General features: G+C 52.9%; 17 protein-coding genes. 2 read left to right on the forward strand and 15 right to left on the reverse strand.

Annotation, left to right across the window (positions count from 1 at the left end; all coding sequences use genetic code 11):
• Window positions 1-21: 21 nt before the first annotated feature.
• From PSAB_RS17420 to PSAB_RS17485, 14 genes are all read right to left on the reverse strand, one after another.
• The gene (locus PSAB_RS17420; protein ID WP_025335870.1) at window positions 22-2,283 is read right to left on the reverse strand and encodes a penicillin-binding transpeptidase domain-containing protein; all 2,262 of its coding nucleotides are present in this window, start codon (window positions 2,281-2,283) and stop codon (window positions 22-24) included.
• Between the two features lie 69 nt (window positions 2,284-2,352).
• The gene (locus PSAB_RS17425) at window positions 2,353-2,718 is read right to left on the reverse strand and encodes a hypothetical protein (RefSeq protein ID WP_025335871.1); all 366 of its coding nucleotides are present in this window, start codon (window positions 2,716-2,718) and stop codon (window positions 2,353-2,355) included.
• A 24-nt stretch (window positions 2,719-2,742) separates the two neighbouring features.
• The gene (gene rsmH / locus PSAB_RS17430; RefSeq protein WP_025335872.1) at window positions 2,743-3,696 is read right to left on the reverse strand and encodes a 16S rRNA (cytosine(1402)-N(4))-methyltransferase RsmH; all 954 of its coding nucleotides are present in this window, start codon (window positions 3,694-3,696) and stop codon (window positions 2,743-2,745) included.
• 33 nt (window positions 3,697-3,729) lie between these two features.
• Window positions 3,730-4,167: a division/cell wall cluster transcriptional repressor MraZ gene (gene mraZ, locus PSAB_RS17435; RefSeq protein WP_025335873.1), complete on the reverse strand. Its 438-nt coding sequence runs from the start codon at window positions 4,165-4,167 to the stop codon at window positions 3,730-3,732.
• Between the two features lie 463 nt (window positions 4,168-4,630).
• On the reverse strand, window positions 4,631-5,902 hold the full coding sequence (locus PSAB_RS17440) for an adenosylhomocysteinase (RefSeq protein WP_025335874.1): 1,272 nt from the start codon (window positions 5,900-5,902) through the stop codon (window positions 4,631-4,633).
• 38 nt (window positions 5,903-5,940) lie between these two features.
• Complete coding sequence (gene bshC / locus PSAB_RS17445; protein ID WP_025335875.1) at window positions 5,941-7,569, reverse strand: bacillithiol biosynthesis cysteine-adding enzyme BshC; 1,629 nt, start codon at window positions 7,567-7,569, stop codon at window positions 5,941-5,943.
• 225 nt (window positions 7,570-7,794) lie between these two features.
• Window positions 7,795-8,757 carry an ABC transporter ATP-binding protein gene (locus PSAB_RS17450; protein ID WP_051529788.1) on the reverse strand — a complete coding sequence of 321 codons (963 nt, stop codon included), beginning with the start codon at window positions 8,755-8,757 and terminating at the stop codon, window positions 7,795-7,797.
• Entirely contained in the window at window positions 8,712-9,707 is a 996-nt protein-coding gene (locus PSAB_RS17455; protein WP_025335877.1) for an ABC transporter ATP-binding protein, read from the reverse strand. Before PSAB_RS17455 ends, PSAB_RS17450 begins: the two co-directional genes overlap by 46 nt.
• A 13-nt stretch (window positions 9,708-9,720) precedes the next feature.
• Window positions 9,721-10,650, reverse strand: a complete 930-nt coding sequence (locus tag PSAB_RS17460) for an ABC transporter permease (protein WP_038596021.1) — start codon at window positions 10,648-10,650, stop codon at window positions 9,721-9,723.
• 21 nt (window positions 10,651-10,671) lie between these two features.
• The gene (locus PSAB_RS17465) at window positions 10,672-11,604 is read right to left on the reverse strand and encodes an ABC transporter permease (protein WP_025335879.1); all 933 of its coding nucleotides are present in this window, start codon (window positions 11,602-11,604) and stop codon (window positions 10,672-10,674) included.
• A gap of 303 nt (window positions 11,605-11,907) precedes the next feature.
• Window positions 11,908-13,617 carry a peptide ABC transporter substrate-binding protein gene (locus tag PSAB_RS17470; protein ID WP_025335880.1) on the reverse strand — a complete coding sequence of 570 codons (1,710 nt, stop codon included), beginning with the start codon at window positions 13,615-13,617 and terminating at the stop codon, window positions 11,908-11,910.
• A 151-nt stretch (window positions 13,618-13,768) separates the two neighbouring features.
• A complete protein-coding gene (locus tag PSAB_RS17475; RefSeq protein ID WP_025335881.1) occupies window positions 13,769-14,155 on the reverse strand; it encodes a DUF3397 domain-containing protein in 387 nt (128 codons plus the stop codon).
• Window positions 14,156-14,161: 6 nt separating this feature from the next.
• Entirely contained in the window at window positions 14,162-15,118 is a 957-nt protein-coding gene (locus PSAB_RS17480) for a ketopantoate reductase family protein (protein WP_025335882.1), read from the reverse strand.
• Between the two features lie 208 nt (window positions 15,119-15,326).
• Window positions 15,327-15,971: an RsfA family transcriptional regulator gene (locus PSAB_RS17485; protein WP_025335883.1), complete on the reverse strand. Its 645-nt coding sequence runs from the start codon at window positions 15,969-15,971 to the stop codon at window positions 15,327-15,329.
• A gap of 342 nt (window positions 15,972-16,313) precedes the next feature.
• Between PSAB_RS17485 and PSAB_RS17490 the strand changes: the two genes are divergently transcribed.
• On the forward strand, window positions 16,314-16,550 hold the full coding sequence (locus PSAB_RS17490; RefSeq protein WP_025335884.1) for a DUF2626 domain-containing protein: 237 nt from the start codon (window positions 16,314-16,316) through the stop codon (window positions 16,548-16,550).
• A 178-nt stretch (window positions 16,551-16,728) separates the two neighbouring features.
• Entirely contained in the window at window positions 16,729-17,880 is a 1,152-nt protein-coding gene (locus PSAB_RS17495) for a coiled-coil domain-containing protein (protein ID WP_025335885.1), read from the forward strand.
• 29 nt (window positions 17,881-17,909) lie between these two features.
• Here PSAB_RS17495 and PSAB_RS17500 read toward each other — a convergent pair whose 3' ends face one another.
• Window positions 17,910-19,139: an extracellular solute-binding protein gene (locus PSAB_RS17500; protein WP_025335886.1), complete on the reverse strand. Its 1,230-nt coding sequence runs from the start codon at window positions 19,137-19,139 to the stop codon at window positions 17,910-17,912.
• Window positions 19,140-19,163 lie beyond the last annotated feature (24 nt).

Raw genomic sequence — 19,163 nt, forward strand, 5'->3', positions numbered from 1 at the left:
CAAACCGGGCTTAGAACAAGCCTAATTCGAGGAAGGGGCTTTCTCTCCGGCATTCGGATCCGCAGCTGAATCGGAAGCTGTCTCAGTACCCGAGTCGCTGGATTTCGAGTCCGCCGTGTCACTTCCTTGCACAACCGGCTCATCCGGCTTCAGGGTCACCGTGACTTTCGTTTTGCCGTTATTTACTGATTCCTTCTGCTGCGTGACGTACCCTTCACCCTCAACCTGTATGCCCACCTTCAGCAAGGTCAGCACTTCAAGCGCATCCCGGAGCGATTCGCCGCGCAGATCGGGGATCTTCGGTTTGTCTCCCTGCTCGCTGAGCAGATAGACCTTCTGCCCGGGGGTCAGCGCTGTTCCCGCTGCAGGGTACTGGCTGACCACGGACGGACCGCTTCCGACGGTTTCGAAGTCATAGCCCTGGTTAATAAGCAGTTCTTTGGCCGACTTCATCGTCTGGCCGACCATGTTTGGAGCAGTTCGCGCTGACTCCGCATTATCTCCGGACTTCTTCCCTTTCTTGTCCGCTTCCGCGTACACCTTGGGGACACCCATATATTCCAAAGACTGGGAGACAATCTTCTTGAATATCGGAGCCGCAACTCCGCCGCCTCCAAGCTCCGTCTTGGGTTCGTCCACGATGACAATTACGGCAATCTTCGGATCGTTAACCGGAGCGTAACCGATGAAGGAGACCAAATTCTTGGTGTGATCATACTCTCCATTGGCACCCACTTTAATCGCCGTACCGGTCTTGCCGGCCACCCTGTAGCCTTCAATATAAGCGTGTCGGCCGGTTCCGATTTTCTGGTCGGCGACCACCTGTTCCAGATAACTTCCCGTTTTCCTGGCGCTGTCTGCCGATATGACCTGACGAATCATTTCCGGCTTCGTCACGGTCGTTTTCCCGGAATTGGGGTCTTTGATTTCCTTCACCAAATGCGGTTTCATCAGCTTACCGCCGTTCGCGACGGCGGATACCGCCGCAAGCTGCTGAATCGGGGTAACCTGCACTTTCCCGTGACCATAAGCGAGAGTAGCGAATTCGACCGGCCACTCCGGTGTAATTCTTCCTTTAACCTCACCAGGGAGGTCGATGCCCGTCTTGTCATTAAAACCGAAATTATCGATATATTGTTTAAGCTTGTCTTGTCCCAGCATTTCATAACCCAGCTTAACAAAGCCTACGTTACTGGAATGCTTCACGCCGTCCAGATAGGTAATTTCCCCCCAGCCTCCGTGCAAATCATTAAGACGCCGTTTGCCGATCATGATGTAGCCCGACTGAAACGTCGCGTTCGGATTGAACAGCTTCTCCTGCACCGTCCCGGCCAACGTGACGATCTTGAACGTCGAACCCGGCTCATAGATGGACTTGATCGCATGGTTATAGAAATCTCCCTGATCCTGAGTCTTCCAGTACTCGTTTGGATTGAAGGTCGGCAGATTGGCCATGCCGAGAATCTCCATCGTGTTCGGATCGGCGGCGATTACCGTCATGCTCTTCGGCTGGTACTCGTCATAGGCTTCCTTCATCGCGTCTTCAATGTAATATTGAATCGTACTGTCGATCGTCAGCTTCAGATTGTCGCCATTGACGACCGGCTGGTACGTTTCTGCGGCATCGGGAAGCTTGACGCCTTTGCCGTCGCTCTGGTAATCGAGATAGCCGTCGACGCCTTTCAGCAGCTTGTCATAGAAGTATTCCAGCCCGGCTACGGCCTTGCCGTCACGGTCCGTGTACCCGAGAACATGGGCGGCCAGCGAGTCCTTGGGATAGTACCGCTTCTGGTCCTTGACCCAGCCGACGCCGGTTTCGCGGATGTCATGCTCCTTCTCCAGCTTCTTCACGAACGCGGTAATCTTGTCAGCCACTTCCTGATCGACCTTCCAGCCTTCGTTGCGCACCTCGCGATTCTTGTACAAATTGCCGTCCTTGTCCTTGGCGTCGATCAGCTCTTCAAGCTCTGACACCGGCTTGCTCAGAATCTCATGCAGACCCTGAACCACCTCATCCCGTATGCCCCGCTCCTGAATGACATCCGGCTCCACCACTACCGTATAAGCCGGAACGTCACTGGCCAGAACACTGCCGGTACGATCCGTTATCTGTCCCCGCTGGGCTTTGATGATCGTCGTATGCGCCCAAGTGTCCGCGGCTCTTTTTTGCCAGAAGTCCCCCTGAAGCACCTGAATCCAGAATACCCGTCCGACCAGAACAAGAAAAAAGAGGGTAATACATCCCCCTATGAACAGTGAACGAAGCTTTATTCTTTTTATCATACGCGAACCTCACAACCTCTATTTTACAATCTTGACGGCCGCTTCCGGCTGACTAAAGGCCGGCTGGTCCTAGTTATTCCGGGTAACGGTAATGCTGTCTTCCGGCACACTGTACCCTTGTTCCCGGGCTTTCATCGCCACCTGCTGCTCAAGATCCTGCTTTTGTTTCTGATAGACGGCAATGTCCTTCTTGGCTTTGGAAATCTCCGTATCCAAGTCCTGCGCCTGCTTGTTCAAATCGTAAATGTGGACGTAGCGCCATACCAGGACGCTGGACACAAGGACGAATAAGGCAAGAGTCAGCAAATACAGAAGCTTCTCCTGCATAGGGAGCGTCGTTCGCCTTGTGACAACCTTAGTCTTTTCGCGGTAGCGAGGATTAACTTTCTGTTCCCTTTGTTGCTGCACTGCCAAATTGCCGCGGGTATAGGCCATCTCTGACTCTCCTTTTATCGTCTTTTACAATTTCTCCGCAATACGCAGCTTGGCAGAACGGGCTCTCGGATTACGTTCAAGCTCCTCTTCGCCGGGGGTAAGCGGTTTGCGATTGATCAATTTCACCTGTCCCTTGCCGCCGCATACACACATCGGAAAATCCGGCGGACATGTACAGCGGCCGACATAGCCGTTCAGGATCTGCTTGCAAATCCGGTCCTCAAGTGAATGGAACGTAATCACGGATACCCTGCCTTCGGGGGCCAAGCAACGTACAGCCGCATGAAGGGCCTCTTCAAAAGCGCCCAACTCATCGTTCACGGCAATGCGCAGCCCCTGAAAGCTCCGTTTGGCGGGATGTCCGCCCGTCCTCCGCGTCGCCGCGGGAATCGCCTCTTTGATTATATCGGCCAATTCCCCCGTAGTTTCAATAGGGCGCGCCGCTCTCCTCTCGACAATTTTTCCCGCGATCCTTCTGGAGAACTTCTCCTCTCCGTACTGGAACAGCACGCGGGCGATTTCCTGCTCGGACCAGGTGTTGACGATGTCTGCGGCGGTCAATTCGGCGCTCCGGTCCATGCGCATATCGAGCGGGGCGTCGTGGTTGTAGCTGAATCCACGCTCTCCTTCATCAAACTGCGGGGAGGAGACACCCAGATCGAACAGAATCCCGTCCACCTGGGGGACGCCGTCCTTCTGCGGAACCGCTGGCAATGAACGCAGCACTTCCTCCAAATCCCGAAAATTCGTCTTGACCAAAATGACCTTGTCTCCGAAGACGGCCAGCTTCTCCCTGGCGTTATCCAAAGCTGAGTCGTCCTGATCAAATGCGATCAACCGTCCATGGTCGCCCAATCTTGAAGCGATCAAGGCGCTATGCCCGGCTCCTCCGAGCGTGCAATCCACATAGATGCCGTCTTCCCTGACGTTTAAGCCTTCCGTTGCTTCTTCCTTCAGAACCGTGATGTGATGAAACAAGCTGCAGCCCTCCAAACAGTATTCGGTAAATAATTATAAATCAAAGTTGAAATCCACCAGCTTCTCGGCGATTTCGTTAAACGACTCCTCCGACTGCCCGAAGTACTGTTCCCAAAGCTCCTTGTTCCAGATTTCCACCCGGTTCGAAACGCCCAGAATGACACATTCCTTGTCCAGCTTCGCATACTCTCGCAGATTGGACGGCAGGGTAACCCTACCCTGCTTGTCCCACTGGCATTCCGTCGCTCCCGAGAAAAAGAAGCGGCTGAACGCGCGGGCGTCGGACTTCATCAGCGGCAGACTTTTCAGCTTTTGTTCCATGATTCCCCATTCATCCATGGGATAAACGAAAAGACAGGAGTCAAGACCGCGGGTCGCCACAAAAGAGGAACCGAGCAGTTCACGAAATTTAGCCGGTATAATGATACGGCCTTTATCGTCAATGCTATGCTGGTATTCCCCCATAAACATAGCTGCCCACTCCTTAATCTCCTCGGGTCCCCACTTCCCCCCACTTTTCACCACTTAAGCATAATAGATTCGTCATCAAAAATCAAAAACCTTTTTCCGTTTCTAGGTATCTTTTTCCAGTAAAACAATGACCCTTAACGTGTCTTTATTTGGCGGAAAATACGCCGCTCCGCGCCATGCGACATCAAACGGGGCGCACCTTATCGAACCTGTGTGAAGAAATGTTGGCGAATAACCGCAGGTCGCCGTCCAGCGGGGGATCACAGGGGAAGTTTTATCGAAGCGGACGAATGAATCGATCTTTATGTCGAAGGGACCGGTCAGGGGGGCAAACGGGTAAAATCCGGAAAAATAATTGGTTTGGGTTTCCAGTCTCCCGCCCGGTCGGCAAAAAAGCACCTTGCGCCAATGCGGGATTGGCCAAGGTGCCGCTGCTTGATCAAGCTATTGGGCTTTCTTGAAATTAAGCGTTCAGATTCCAGCTGTCGAGATAAGCGATCTGCTCCGGAGTCAGGGAGTCAATGCCAAGCCCCATGCTTTCCAGCTTGTAGCGGGCCACCTGCTCGTCCAATTCGTAAGGAACATTCTCGACTTTGGCGCCGATATTGCGGTAGTTGTCATTCACATATTTCAGCGAGAGCGCCTGAAGCGCGAAGGTCATATCCATAATTTCCGCCGGATGACCATCCGCCGCGCCCAGATTGACGAGCCGCCCTTCGGCCAGCAAATACAGCTTGCGACCGTCTTTCAGCTGATATTCCTCGATATTCTTACGGACCGTCCGCTGAACGGCCGCTCTCTCCGCCAGATCCGGCTTGCAGACTTCCACATCGAAATGGCCGGCGTTGCACATAATGGCCCCATCCTTCATCACATCGAAATGCTCGCCGCGGATGACGTACCGGTTGCCCGTTACGGTAACGAAGAAATCGCCCAGCTTGGCCGCTTCCAGCATCGGCATTACATGGAAGCCGTCCATGTGCGCCTCAACGGCCTTGATCGCATCGACTTCCGTAACGATGACGTTCGCGCCCAGCCCTTTGGCCCGCATCGCCACTCCCTTGCCGCACCAGCCGTAGCCGACGACGACAACCGTTTTGCCCGCCACCATCAGATTGGTCGTGCGGATGATGCCATCCCATGCCGACTGTCCGGTACCATAGCGGTTATCGAACAGATGCTTGCAGTAGGCGTCGTTGACGGCAACCATCGGGAACTTCAGCACGCCCTGCTTATGCAGCGCCTTCAGCCGGATAATACCTGTCGTCGTCTCCTCCGCTCCGCCGCGGATATTCTCCATCAGGTCGGGGCGCTCCGAATGCAGCAGCGTTGCAAAATCGCCGCCGTCGTCGATAATGAGATCCGGCTTGCTTTCCAGCGCCTTGATGTTGAGCTCCTTGAATTCCTCGGGAGTCGGATTGTATTTCGCAAATACGGTAATGCCGTCTTCCACGAGCGCAGCGCAGACATCGTCCTGCGTGGAAAGGGGATTCGAGCCGGTAATGGTGACCTCTGCTCCGCCTGCCTGAACGACCTTGGCCAAATACGCGGTTTTCGCTTCCAAATGGAGCGTAATCGAAACTTTAAGTCCTTTGAACGGCTGCTCCTTCTCGAACTGCTCACGGATGCGGTTCAGCACAGGCATGTGCTGGCGAACCCAATCGATTTTGAGGTGCCCGTCTTGAGCGAGCGACATATCGGCTACGATACTTTTTTGCCGGGATAATGAACTCATTGTATAACCTCCTGTTTCTCGTATGCTATCATTTTGGCTTACATATATATGATGCGATGCGTTCCGCTATAGTCTGCCGGAAGCTCCATCAATCCGTCCAGCCAGCTTAGGCCGTACCGGTTCAAATAATACACGATATTGTACACCCGTTCCTGCAGCCTGCCCAGAGGCATTAGCGATCGTTCGATCCGCTCCCACTGCCGCAGCGCAGCTTCGCTCTGTTTGGCCATCGCATCCTGCACTTTCCCTTGAAGGAAGGAAATCTGATCCAGTATTTTCTCTTTGTTGCTTCCGCCCAGCTTGATCAGACCGGCCTGGACCGTACCGATTTGTTCGAGAAGGGGATCGTACATATCCGCAAAAGCAGCCTTGACCTCATCAAATCTTCTGCCAAGCTCCAGCTCATCCTGAGCCTCCAGCCACCGGCGTTTCTTCTCTTCAAGGCCCTCCAGAACGTCGCCAAAGGTCAGGCCGTATTTCTCCATATGCTTGTGCAGCGTACCTTCAACAATGGTAAAAGACATCCGGGGAACAATCAGCGGCATCTGGAGTCCCATCTGCTCAAAAGCCCGGCCCGTAATCCCCCAGTACGATATCTCGCCCTGTCCCAATACGGTAGCCAGCACGGGCAGAAGATAATCCTGCATCAGCGGCCGGGTCAGCACGTTATTGCTGAAGCGTTCGGGATAACGGTCCAGAAGGTCAAGCAATTCCTCGCGGGAAAAAGAGATCGTCCCTTTGCGGTCCGTGAATACGCAGTCCTTCCTGATCAGCAGCAGCCGCGCGCCCTCATGGATGTAAAAGAGGTTCGCTCCGCCTTCCGCCACATCGGCCTGAAGCTGAAATCCCTCCTCCTTAAGTTCCGAAGCCGTCTTATGGTAGGCATCTTCCAGAGTCTCGTTGCCCGCGATCAGCGAGCGGAAGAACGGCTGCTCCAGCCGGCGAAGCGCCGGGTCCGCCGAATCCAGCAGCACCAGACCAAATTTGCCGAACAGCGCGCCCATGATTTCCGCAAAAGCCGCGCACATGCTGCCCTTGCGAGCAGCGGCCTGCACCAGCTCCAGCATGCCCGCCTTAAATTCGCTTTCCTGAAGCAGCTCTTCAAGCTGTGCAAGAGGCGGCTCCCAATTCTCCCCGTCTACTTCAATATGGCTGACCGACGAGCGTCCCGTTTCCGGTGCCTCGATCTTCAGCTTGGCAATTTCCCCCGAGCGGTTCAACACATACGTATGATTGACCTCGTCCCAGTCGTGGTCCTCCCCGGCAATCCAGAATAGCGGCACAACCGGTCGCCCCAGCTCCCGGCTCGCTTCTTTCGCGGCGAGGATGGCAGTGACCGCTTTGTAGACGACTAGCAGCGGTCCCGTAAACAGGCCGCTCTGCTGACCTCCGGCAACGACCAGCGTCTCCGGCCGTTCGAGCAGGTCAAGCGAGAGCCTGACCGCTTCGTGATTATTGTATTTTGCGTTATAGTCCCGCAGGACTTCCGTCAGCCTGCCGCGGTCAGCCCGGGCACTTGCGCTTTCATCCAGCCAGGCGGCCCGCTGCCGCTTGTTCTGGAGCGGTTGAAAATGACCGCCGTAAAACTTCGCAGCCTTCTCGTCTTGATCCATGAACCCGCGGGCAAGCGCCGGTCCGCCTGGCAGCGGCTCCGGTACAACATTCATCTTTAGGTTGCCCCCTGTTCTCAAACTTCTTAAATGATTGTATCCAAACGAGCACGCCGCGTCAAAGCATGCCTTTCGATTTTCAAGAAGAAACGAATCCTTCATTTAGTGAAAACGGCTCCCGTTACAAAACAAGGTTTCCGGCCGTTCTAAAGAAGCGGCCGGAAACCTTGTACTTTGATGCATTGAACTTTATGAATAAATGACTATATCCGAACGTCAGAATCAGGCAAACGCCTTGGCTACCCAGTGGCCTTTCGAAACTTCAACCAGCTGTGTTTCTTCTTCGTTCGTCTTCTCGCCAGCCGAATAAATCGGGCTTCCAAGCTCGTCATGCAATATCAACCGTTTCTTGTTAACCTCAATTTCCGGATCGGGAATCGGAATAGCCGACAACAGCGATTTTGTATACGGATGAAGCGGGTTGGCGTACAGCTCTTCACTTTCGGCCAGCTCAACCATTTTGCCAAGATACATTACCGCCACACGGTCGCTGATATGCTTAACCATGGACAAATCATGCGCAATGAACAAATAGGTCAGACCCAAACGGTTCTGAAGCTCTTTAAGCAGGTTGACGACCTGCGCTTGGATGGACACGTCAAGCGCCGAAATCGGTTCGTCGCAGACAATGAACTTCGGATTGACCGCAAGGGCGCGGGCAATCCCGATCCGCTGGCGCTGGCCGCCGGAGAATTCATGCGGGTACCGCGAAGCATGGTCATGGTTAAGGCCAACCATATCGAGCAGCTCTTCGATCCGCTTCTTCCGCTGGGCGCGGCTTCCGGCCATGTTGTGAATATCCAGCGCTTCGCCGATGATGTCCGACACCGTAAAGCGCGGGTTAAGCGAAGCATACGGGTCCTGGAATATCATCTGCATGTCACGGCGCATCGCCTTCATCTTACCCGGAGACAGCTTGTAAATATCCGTTCCGTTAAACTTGACGCTGCCTGCGGTTGGTTCGTACAAACGAAGGACCGTGCGGCCAGCTGTCGTCTTGCCGCAGCCGGACTCGCCCACCATGCCGAGCGTTTCACCTTCCCGAATCGAGAAGTTGATGTTGTCTACCGCTTTGAGCACCTTGCCTTTTCCTACATTAAAATACTTCTTCAGGCCTTCGACCTCAATCAATTGCTTGCTCAAGAGCGTTGCACCTCCTTGGCCATCGGATGAAGATTCCAGCATCGTGCAGTGTGCGTATCGCTGAATTCCGTAGTACCCGGATCGATTCTTTCACAGATCGCCATCGCTTCACTGCAGCGCGCGGTGAATGGGCAGCCGATCGGCGGTTTGATCAGATCGGGCGGCGTGCCGACGATCGGAATCAGCGGCTCGCCTTTCTTCTGGTCCAGACGCGGCATCGAACGAAGCAGTCCCTTCGTGTACGGGTGCTGCGGGTTTTTGAAAATTTCCCATCTTGTTCCCGTTTCAACCACTTCACCCGCGTACATAACGATAACCCGGTCGCACATTCCGGCAACAACGCCAAGGTCATGCGTGATGAGAATAATGGAGGTGCCGAGCTTTTGCTGCATATCTTTCATAACGTCCATGATTTGAGCCTGGATCGTCACGTCCAGAGCCGTGGTCGGCTCGTCCGCAATAAGCAGCGCCGGACGGCAGGCAAGCGCGATTGCGATCATGACCCGCTGCCGCATACCGCCGGAAAATTCATGGGGATATTGATAAAAGCGGGCCTCGGCATTCTTGATACCGACAAGCTTCAACATTTCAATGCCTTGCTTGGTCGCTTCGGCCGCTGACATTTTCTGATGTTTGATCAATACTTCCGTGATTTGCTTGCCCACTTTAATCGTAGGGTTAAGAGAGGTCATCGGGTCTTGAAATATCATGCCAATGTCTTTGCCGCGAATAGCTTCCATTTCTTTAATGCTTTTCTTGAGAAGATCCTGTCCCTGGAAAATAATTTCGCCCTGCTTCACTTTGGACGGTGGAGAAGGAATCAACCGCATAATCGATTGGGCGGTAACGCTCTTTCCGCTGCCGGACTCGCCGACGATCGCTACCGTCTCCCCTTTGCCGATCTCGAAATTCATACCGCGGACGGCCTGTACTTCACCGCCACTTACAAAAAACGAAACATGCAAATCTTTTACCTGTAAAATGGGGTCCATTATCGTTCACCTCCTATTTCTTCAATTTAGGATCAAGCGCGTCGCGAAGGCCGTCGCCGAAAATGTTAAAGGCCAGCATTGTAATACTGATGAGAATAGCCGGGAACAGCATGCGCCATGGGAATGCGAGCCAGCCGGTCAACGCATCACTGATCATCGAACCGAGCGAAGCTCTCGGTGCTTGTACACCAAGTCCAAGGAAGCTCAGGAATGCTTCCGCGAAGATCGCATTCGGAACGGACAGCGTAATGGTTACAATAATGGGTCCAACCGCATTAGGAAGAAGATGCTTGAACAAAAGGCGGCCGCTACCTGCCCCCATTGAGCGGGAGGCCAGAACGAACTCGCGGTTCTTAAGCTGCATAATTTCCCCGCGCACAATCCAGGACATGTTGATCCAGCCTGTAATCGTGAGCGCCAGAATAATCGTCCACAAGCTTGGCTCCAGTACAACCAGAAGCAAAATAACAACGAGCAGGTATGGAATGGAATACAGAACTTCAGAAATTTTGTTCATAATGCTGTCCGTACGTCCGCCAAAGAATCCCATGATTCCACCGTAAATGACACCGATCAGAAGGTCAATTAGGGCTGCGGCCAGACCTACAATCAAGGAAATACGCGCGCCGTACCAGGTGCGGACGAACATGTCGCGGCCCAGGTCATCGGTTCCGAACCAATGTGCTCCAGACGGCGGCTGGTTGGTATTCAGCAAATCATTCGAATCATACGTATAAGGTGTTAAATGCGGGCCGATAATGGCACCTATAATAATTAATACAAGCAGGCCCAACGATACCATAGCCGCCTTGTTCTGGCGCAGACGGTACCAAGCATCCTGCCAAGCCGACAGACTTTCCCGTTCAATAACTTCCGCCTGCTTCTCATCCACGCCAATCTTACGGAAATCTTCGGGCTGCAGATTAACGCCCGGCGGAACCATATGTTGTTCTACTGCCACTCCTTAGCCCTCCTTTCCTCCACTCAGTTTAATGCGCGGATCTATAAAGACATAAGCAACGTCCGTAATGAAGCGCGTAGCCATGAGCAGAATACCGTAGAAAATTGTAATTCCCATAATGATCGGATAGTCGCGAACGCTAATCGCTTCGACGAACTGCTTGCCGATACCACCGATCCCGAAAATCTGTTCGATTACAACGGAACCGGTAACGATGTTTGCCGTCATCGGCCCCACATAAGTCACGACCGGCATAATGCCGTTTCGCAGCACATGGCGGAAAAGGATAACGACCCAGCTAAGACCCTTGGCCTTCGCCGTTTTGATATAATCCGCATGCAGCACTTCAAGCATACTGGATCGGGTTAGCCTAGCAATGAATGCGATCGGCTGAGCCGACAATGCGGCAACTGGAAGCACATAGTCCAATGGATCATTGAAGCCCATAACATCAACCCAACCCAGCTTTGAAGCAAAGATATATTGCAGCACCGTAGCCAGCACAAAGCTTGGTACCGCTATTCCGAGCACCGCCAGCACCATCGCTGCGGTGTCGATAAATTTCCGGTGGTACAGCGCAGCAAGCATGCCGAGCAGAACGCCGACAATAATCGACACAATAATTGCTACAAGCCCCAACTTCAGAGAAGCGGAGAAAGTCTGGCTTATAATATGCGATACGTCCTGATTCAAGCGTTTCATTGAAACCCCAAAATCACCTTGAATGATGTTACTTAAGTATTTGATATACTGCTGGAAGACGGGCTTGTCCAATCCGTACTGTACATACAGCCGCTGGCGAATTTCGTCCGGAATTTTCTTCTCGGATGTAAACGGATCGCCCGGTATGGCTTTCATCAGGAAAAACGTGGCCGAGATCAGCACAAACAGCGAAACCAGCATATAGAAAAACTTATTTGCAACATAGCGTATCATGCCCGTCAACACCTCCTTCGACAAATTTTTCACATCTAATAATGATTTTATGAAATAATTAACCACTTGTCCATTTTCTATATCTGTAAATACCCATAATATTCAAACGTCAACTGACACATGGAAAAACGGCTGCGCCTTCTTTCAGGAACGGCATCCGTTTCTTTTAAAAAAATTCATGAATAATAATTCAAAAAAAAAGGGATATATATGGAATTCCACATATATATCCCGAAGTGCTTGAACTACTTCAGATTATTTAATTATTCAATTAAATAGGGTTGCTGTAGTTTAAAGCGAATCTTAGTGCTCAAGAAGGTAAGCGCGAGTCAGGTCGATTCCGCCGCTGAAATCAAGCGTTACACCTTTCAGGTAAGGCTTGGTCAGCGAGTTGTTGCTATAGTAGTAAAGCGGAATCAGGATCATGTCGTCTTGAATGATCATTTTCTCAGCTGCGGCAAATTTCTCTTGACGAACCGCAGCATCATCCGTTGCTTTTACATCGGCAATCAGCTTGTCGTATGCAGGGTTCGCATAGCCGGTATCGTTGTTGCCGCCTTTTGTTACCCACATATCGAGGAAGGTCATCGGATCGTTGTAGTCCGCTGTCCAGCCTGCACGGGCAACTTGGAAGTTCTGATGTTGACGGTTTTCAATAAATACTGCCCATTCCTGGTTTTCCAACTTCACGTCAACGCCCAGAGCTTTCTTCCACATGTCAGCGATTGCCAGAGCAATCTTCTTATGGCCTTCACTCGTGTTGTAAGACAAAGTGAAAGTCGGCAGTTTGGTCAGACCTTCTTCTTTCAGACCTTCTTCAAGCAAGGTCTTGGCTTGTGCGTCATCTTCAGTGAAGTAGCTGTCTTTGATAGCCGTACGGTATTCGCCGTTAGCGCCGGCAATACCTGGAGGAACAAAGCCAAATGCCGGAAGTTGTCCACCCAATGTTACCTTATCGATCAGTGTTTGACGGTCGATTGTCATCGCAAGAGCCTTACGGATCTTGACGTTATCAAAAGGCTTCTCGGTTACGTTGAACTCATAGTAGTATACACTTGCAATGCCTTTTCTTTGGAACTCATCCGGGTACTTTTGCTGTACGATCGGGAGCTGCTCCGTCGGAATTTCGCCGGTAGGGAGACCTGAATAGTCCAATTGGCCGCTCTCGTAGGCGGAAAGTTCGGTAGCGCTGCTGTTCACGAGCGAGAAGTCGATTTTGCTCAATTTAATGGAATCTTTATCCCAGTAGTTTTCATTCTTGGATACTTGAATCGATTGTCCGGTCGTCCACTCTGTCAGAGTGAAAGGACCGTCTACAATCATAGTGTCTTTGCTTGCTGCCCATTTTGCGTTGCCTTCAACCGATTTGTGAACCGGGTAGTAAGTATAGAAGGACAGCAGGCCCAGGAAGTAAGGAGTTGGCGCTTTCAGCGTCACTTCGAGCGTTTTGTCGTCAACCGCTTTAACCCCTACTTGGTTGAAGTCGGTAACTTTCTTTTCATTGTATTCTTGTGCGTTCTTCAGATAGTACAATTGGTAAGAATAAGGTGCCGGTTCTGCAGCAGCAGGATCAAGGACTCGTTTCCAGGCGCGAACGAAATCGCCGGCTACAACAGCGTCTCCATTGCTCCACTTGGCGTCGCGCAGGTGGAACGTATATACTAATCCGTCAGCGGAAAGATCCCATGTCGCAGCGATGCCCGGCTCGGCTTGTCCGGTTTCATCGTTCATGCGGGTCAAGCCTTCGTACATGGTCTTCAGTACCGTGTTGGCTTGGCTGTCGTTGGCAAGAGCCGGATCGAATGTCGGAGGCTCGGACATCAAATTGATTTTAAGCGTTTGATCAGCAGCAAGCTTCTCTCCCGATGCGCTTCCATCAGTAGCGGCTGGCGTGTTGCCTGCTGTGTTTCCAGTGTTCGTGGTAGCATTATTGCCACCGCCGCATCCTGCAAGCACGGTTCCGATGACTAAAACGAGTGCGAACAGAAGCAAAAGACTTTTACTCTTCTTCATCTAGCAGTTCCCCCTAAATAGAATGTGTTATATGGTTTCTGATTATACAACCAGTGGTCAAAAAAATCCAGAGGATTGTTCTAGGATTATCATTTTTTTTCAAAATTTTAACGTTATGTGACAAAAGACCCTTAAACCGCGTCATATTATATCACATCGCTCGTAGTATATACTTGATCATTCCAAAAACCATGAAGAGCACATAGCCTGTCCCCATAACCAAAAAGCCAAGTCTCCAGACGGCGCGCAGCAGTCTTTTGCCATCCACTCTTCCCTTCAGGCGGTTCTGTGCGCCTCCAATCAGTCCGGCCGCAATCAGCACCAGCAGAAGAATCAGATAGAACCCGAAGCCCGATTGAAACAGGTTGTTAAACAGCGCCGAAACGGAAAAAAGAAGAAAGGCGGTCGTCACGTCCATCGCCAGCTGAAGAGACGGCTTCCTGCCCCTTCCCAGGCGAATGGAGATAAAATAGACAAGCAAAAAAGGCAGCACAGGCAAAATGCTTAATACAATCAGCGAACTGCGGAGCCATTCCAAGCGGCTTCACCTCTCCTTTACAAACATGCCCTCAACCATCCGGATGACCCATTGGTGCGCGGTGACATCGACGCCTGCCTGATCTGCCAGCGCCACCAAACTGCCGTTAATCCAGCGGATTTCCGTCTCTCTTGAAGACAGCACGTCCGCCAGCATGGACGAATGATTGCCCGACGTCGCCCGGCAGACCTCCAGGATGTCGTTCCACAGGCTGTCTTCATAGGCTATTCCGCAGGCCTCGTAGACGGCGGCCGTTTCTTCGTACAGCTCTTTCATCATTCGCACGCGCAGCTCCGTACTTAGCAGTTCGCCGTTCGGGATGCGCCAAATCGCGGTCAGGGGATTGATGACCGCATTGATTGCAAGCTTCCGGAAAATCATGGCTTTCACTTCATTCGACAGTAGAACGGAAAATCCTGCTGAACGAAGCGTATCCGCCATACGGATAGCCGCTTGATTCCGGACGGTCTCACCTCCGCCCCATATTCCGATGGACGTCTGCCCGGCCCCGGCATGAACGACCCGCACCGGAGACTCCCGTCTAGCCCCTTCCGTCGTGACGGCCGTATACAAAGTGGCTGCCGGCAGCAGCTTCTGCAGCAGCTCCATATGCCCCCAGCCGTTCTGCAGGCACAGGACATTGACCTCACTCTCCCGAAGAGGTCCAAGAAGCTCCGGCAGCGTGCCGTGCAGCACTCCCTGTTTCACGGTGAGCACCAGCCAGTCTCCGGGCGATTCCGGATAAAGACGCGGAAATTCGCTTATAGGGACCGCTTCGATCTCGCTTCCCGGAATGAAGACCGGCTCCCTTCCGTCAATATGGCTTATCGTCAAGCCAGCTGCCGCCAGCGCCGCGCACTGTTCCCCGCTTCTGCACCACAGCCGGACGCCTGTTCCGGAACGGATCAGCTTTCCTGCCAGCAAAAGCCCTAGCGAGCCCGCTCCGATGATCTCGATTTTCAATCCTCCAGTCACCGCCTGCAAATATTAAATGAAAAAAGCATCCGAGATCCCGCACAAGCCAGGAGACAAGCGGAAAGCTTCAATGCCGTCAGCCCGCTGTACGGGGTTTACTGATCTAGTATACCGCGCCGGAGGCAAAAGGAAAATCCCGCCATCGCGGCTTTCTTTCACACCGCTGGCGGGATTTTGTGTTCAGGCTTGCATGACTTCATTCGATCCGTTCCAGATTGCCGTTGGCATCCATCTTGAACCGGTTCTTGATCTCCTCTTCTTCCTCGCTTAAAAAGGCCAGCCTGCGGGCACGGTCCATGATCTGGATCAGCGCCTTGTAGTCGTCGTTGACTACACGGTAATCGCTTTGGGCCGTATTCACTTCTTTGGACAATCTCTCATTTTCCGCTCTCAGCTCCGCCAGTTCCTCTTCCTTGTCGCGAAGGTCACGCTCCAGCATTTTCAGCTGACGGCCGGCTTCCTGATAAGTCCCCTTCCACTGTCTCAAGAACCTTATAACAGCGTCGATGGACAGGGAATTCGGGGTATCTTCCGTTCCGTAGTCGTCCTCGCCGTCACTCATGATGAAACCGGCAACCTGGGCGCCTCTGGACGAGTTTTGTTTTTTCAGATAGCTCCTTTTCTGACGCTGTCCTTTCGCAATGGCAATCGCTTCCTCGTAGCTTTTGCGCACACAGCTGTTCCAGCGAAATCCGCAGGCTGCCGATGTCCTGCCGATTTTCTCGCCCACTTCCTCAAAAGCGGCCAATTGCGTGCTCCCTTCCCGGATATGACGAAGGGTGACCTCCGCCAAAATGAGATCGTCTTCCTCGCTCCAGGCGTCTTGTCTAATGGCTGTCATAGAGCCAAACCTCCTAGTAACATCTTGAAATAACCATCTTAGTAACCGACGGTGCCGCCGGCCAGTGAATGGGGATAAAAGCTGCTTACTCCATTCCTATGCCTCTCATAGAGTTCATAGAATCTATTTGATACTCATTTGTATTTCCAATTTGTCTTCCGCTCATACGCAAACCGGGAAATAATCGCTTCACACCGCCCGTTTTGTCCGTCAATAACACAAATCACATTTTCACAGAAAACGGTCTCATTTTTTATTGAATTCGTTTACAACTATTTTATGGGCCGGGTATAATGGATTAGAGGTATTCCGTTCGTTCTAACTTAAGGAGGGGATGGTAACGTGGCTCGGATGTTTCGGGTTCTGGGATTCTTTACGCTGGTAATCGGCCTGATGGCATTTGCGGGGAAAATGGTCGAGATGGCGCTGCTGTTCTTTTTACAGACCGCATTTTTCGTAATCCTGGGCTATATGAAATTCACCGAAAGAACCTATATCCTTCTGTTTTGGGGGTATATGATTGTCACTTTTACCGGCTTCAGCTATTGGACAGTCTTCCGGATGGGCCTCCCCTTGTAAGCCTCGGTGCATCCAGCGGCACATTTACAACAGCGCAGAAATCCAAGCCCCACGCGATGTGGGGTTATTTTGTGTTCCAAGGCAATAGGCCGCCGCACGGAAATGCGGTATGATATTTTTACAGGGTCAAACATATCATACCTACATAACGGTTCAAATCTTGCAAGGAGGTGAGACGGTGCTCTCCCCTAAACGACTGGCCGCGGCCGCTCTGGCTATCCCGCTCTTTTGTTCGCTGCTGCTAACCCCCCCGGCACCGTTATCATCCGCCGATCCGGACCCGGGCGGGCCCGCGGCGCCTTCCGCAACCTCCCCTGCTTCCATGTCGTCCTTTCCAGACAACGCCGAAACCCGCAGGCTCATGCAGCAAACACTGTCAGCCGCCGAAATCCAAAAGGAAATCGAACGCATCGGGGCCGAGCAAAGCCTGCTTGAGCAAAAAACGGTGGAACTAAGCCGTCAGGCCGACGAGAAACAGACGGAGATCGCGGAAAAAGAAAAGCGGGCAGGCGCCGTTATCCGCGCTTACTATACGGGAGACAGGGACCCTCTATTTATGGCTTTCCTGTCCACAAAAACGATAAGCAAATGGTTCATTCTGCTTGATTACTACGAGATGATTATGGGGCGCGACAAGGAAATTCTGGCGGAGTATGAGCAGCAATACCATGACCTGCAGTCGACACTGGCTGCAGCTGAGCATTCGTCGAAGGAACTGGCGGAGCTAAAAAGCGCTCTGGAGGAGCAGAAGCTGCGGGTCGAGGCTTTGCACAAAGAAATTGAAGGCGGCATTCAGAATAGCGGAGATCCGCAGAGCATGACGGCGCTGCTTGAGGAGTTTACGGCCTATTGGCAAAATATCGGGATGCACGAAGTTAAAACTTACTTCAAAGCGCTGTCTTCGGCGATGAATCATCTGCCGCAGTTCGTGGAGAGCCGTGATGGTGTTCTCAAGCGCCGGGGGGTGACTTACGATTTGAATTTGAAAGAAGAGGATCTAAACGAATTCCTGCATTCACAGAACAAGCTGTTCGATAACTTCGCCTTTACGTTCAAGAACGGTTCGGTGATCGCCTCCGGCCAGGACGGGGATTTATCGCTTCGCCTGCAGGGGCATTATACAGTTCAGGAAGAGCCGGTCAACGCACTGATGTTTCATGTGGACAGCATCGTCTTCAACGGCTTTGAGCTGCCGGATACGACGCGAGCCTCGCTGGAGGAGGAATTCGATCTCGGATTCTATCCGTCCAAGATTGTCTCGTTTCTTCGCGCCACCGAAGTGGACAGCAAGGACGGCGTTCTTCATGTAAGGCTAGATCTGTCATTCTAAAAAAAGGCCAACACCGCGGTCACGGCTTGTCATCCTACCGCCCCGGAGGATGACAGGATCTCTGCGACGTAGCCCTCGGCGTTCACCTTGCCGGCCAGCAGCAAGCCTGCCGCCGAAGTAATTTCGCTCCAACCGGCCTTCGCCGTCCCGCCCAGGCCGCCCCCGTCCATCACCAGACCGCCGGCGTCAAACGGAAGAACGCCGCCGGTCAGCCCCGAGCGGTACGGCTCCGCCACCCCCGGCAGCCGTCCGGTATTCTCCAGCCAATCCCGCTGCGCCTTCTCCGAGGTTACATAGGACAGCCAGCCGGCGGCCGCCTCCGGACTTCGGGACTGCGCGGAGAGCGCGAAGCCGCGGCTGTACAGCAGCCGCTCACCCGTTTGATCATCCGTTCGTGGCAGTTCCGCCGTAAGGGCTGCGCCTTCGTTCTTCTTCCACTCGGACAGCCGAACAACGGCTGCTGCGACTTTTCCCTCCCGAAGCCAGTTCCAGAGATCTCCTTCCCCGCCATCCGTCAGATAGATGGAACCGTGGTTCTGCACGACCCAATCCAGCGCCTTTCGGCTCACCGGAAACAGCCCGCTTCCGACGCTTTCCATAAAAGCGGACAAGCCGTAGGCGCTCCCCGCCTCCATGGCAAGCACATACTTGCCGGACTTTTGGCGGGTCTGCTCCAGCAGCCGGTTCCATTCGTCCAGCGAACTTGGAAGCCCTTCTGCTTCCAGCTCCTTCAGCCGCTCTTGCGAAAATACGAAGACATATGGATCGATATCGAGCGGCACGCCCCAGACGTATCCGTTCCACTGTAGAAGCGGAAGCAGGGAAGCCAGCGGCGTCCCCCCGGGCGAGCTTTCATAAACGTCCGCGGGAAGCAAATACCCCTGACGGGCCAACTCCCCGATCTGATGGATGTCCGTCATAACGATGTCGGGGCTGTCCCCGATCGTCAGCTCCTTCATCAATGCGGCCTCACCGGCCGCCTCGCCGAGATTCTTCAGCTGGGTGGTTACACCGCTAAGCCGTGTGTATTGATCGCTAATTTTTTGCAGCTCGCCAAGTTCATCATCGCTGAGCGACACCGATATTCGCAGATGGGCAGGCTCGCCTTTTTGCCGGAAAGCTGTGTCTTGGGCCTGCATCTGATATCCGTTCAGGGGAGGCGGTCCGTCCAGTCCGCTCAGATCCATGCTTGGAGATAAGCTCGTCAGCGACAGCAGCAAAATAGCAAACAGCAGCCAATAATTTTTACGTCTCAGCATGTTCTCCTCCTTGTCCGTTCAAGC

The sequence above is a fragment of the Paenibacillus sabinae T27 genome (assembly GCF_000612505.1).
Lineage (GTDB): Bacteria > Bacillota > Bacilli > Paenibacillales > Paenibacillaceae > Paenibacillus_AQ > Paenibacillus_AQ sabinae.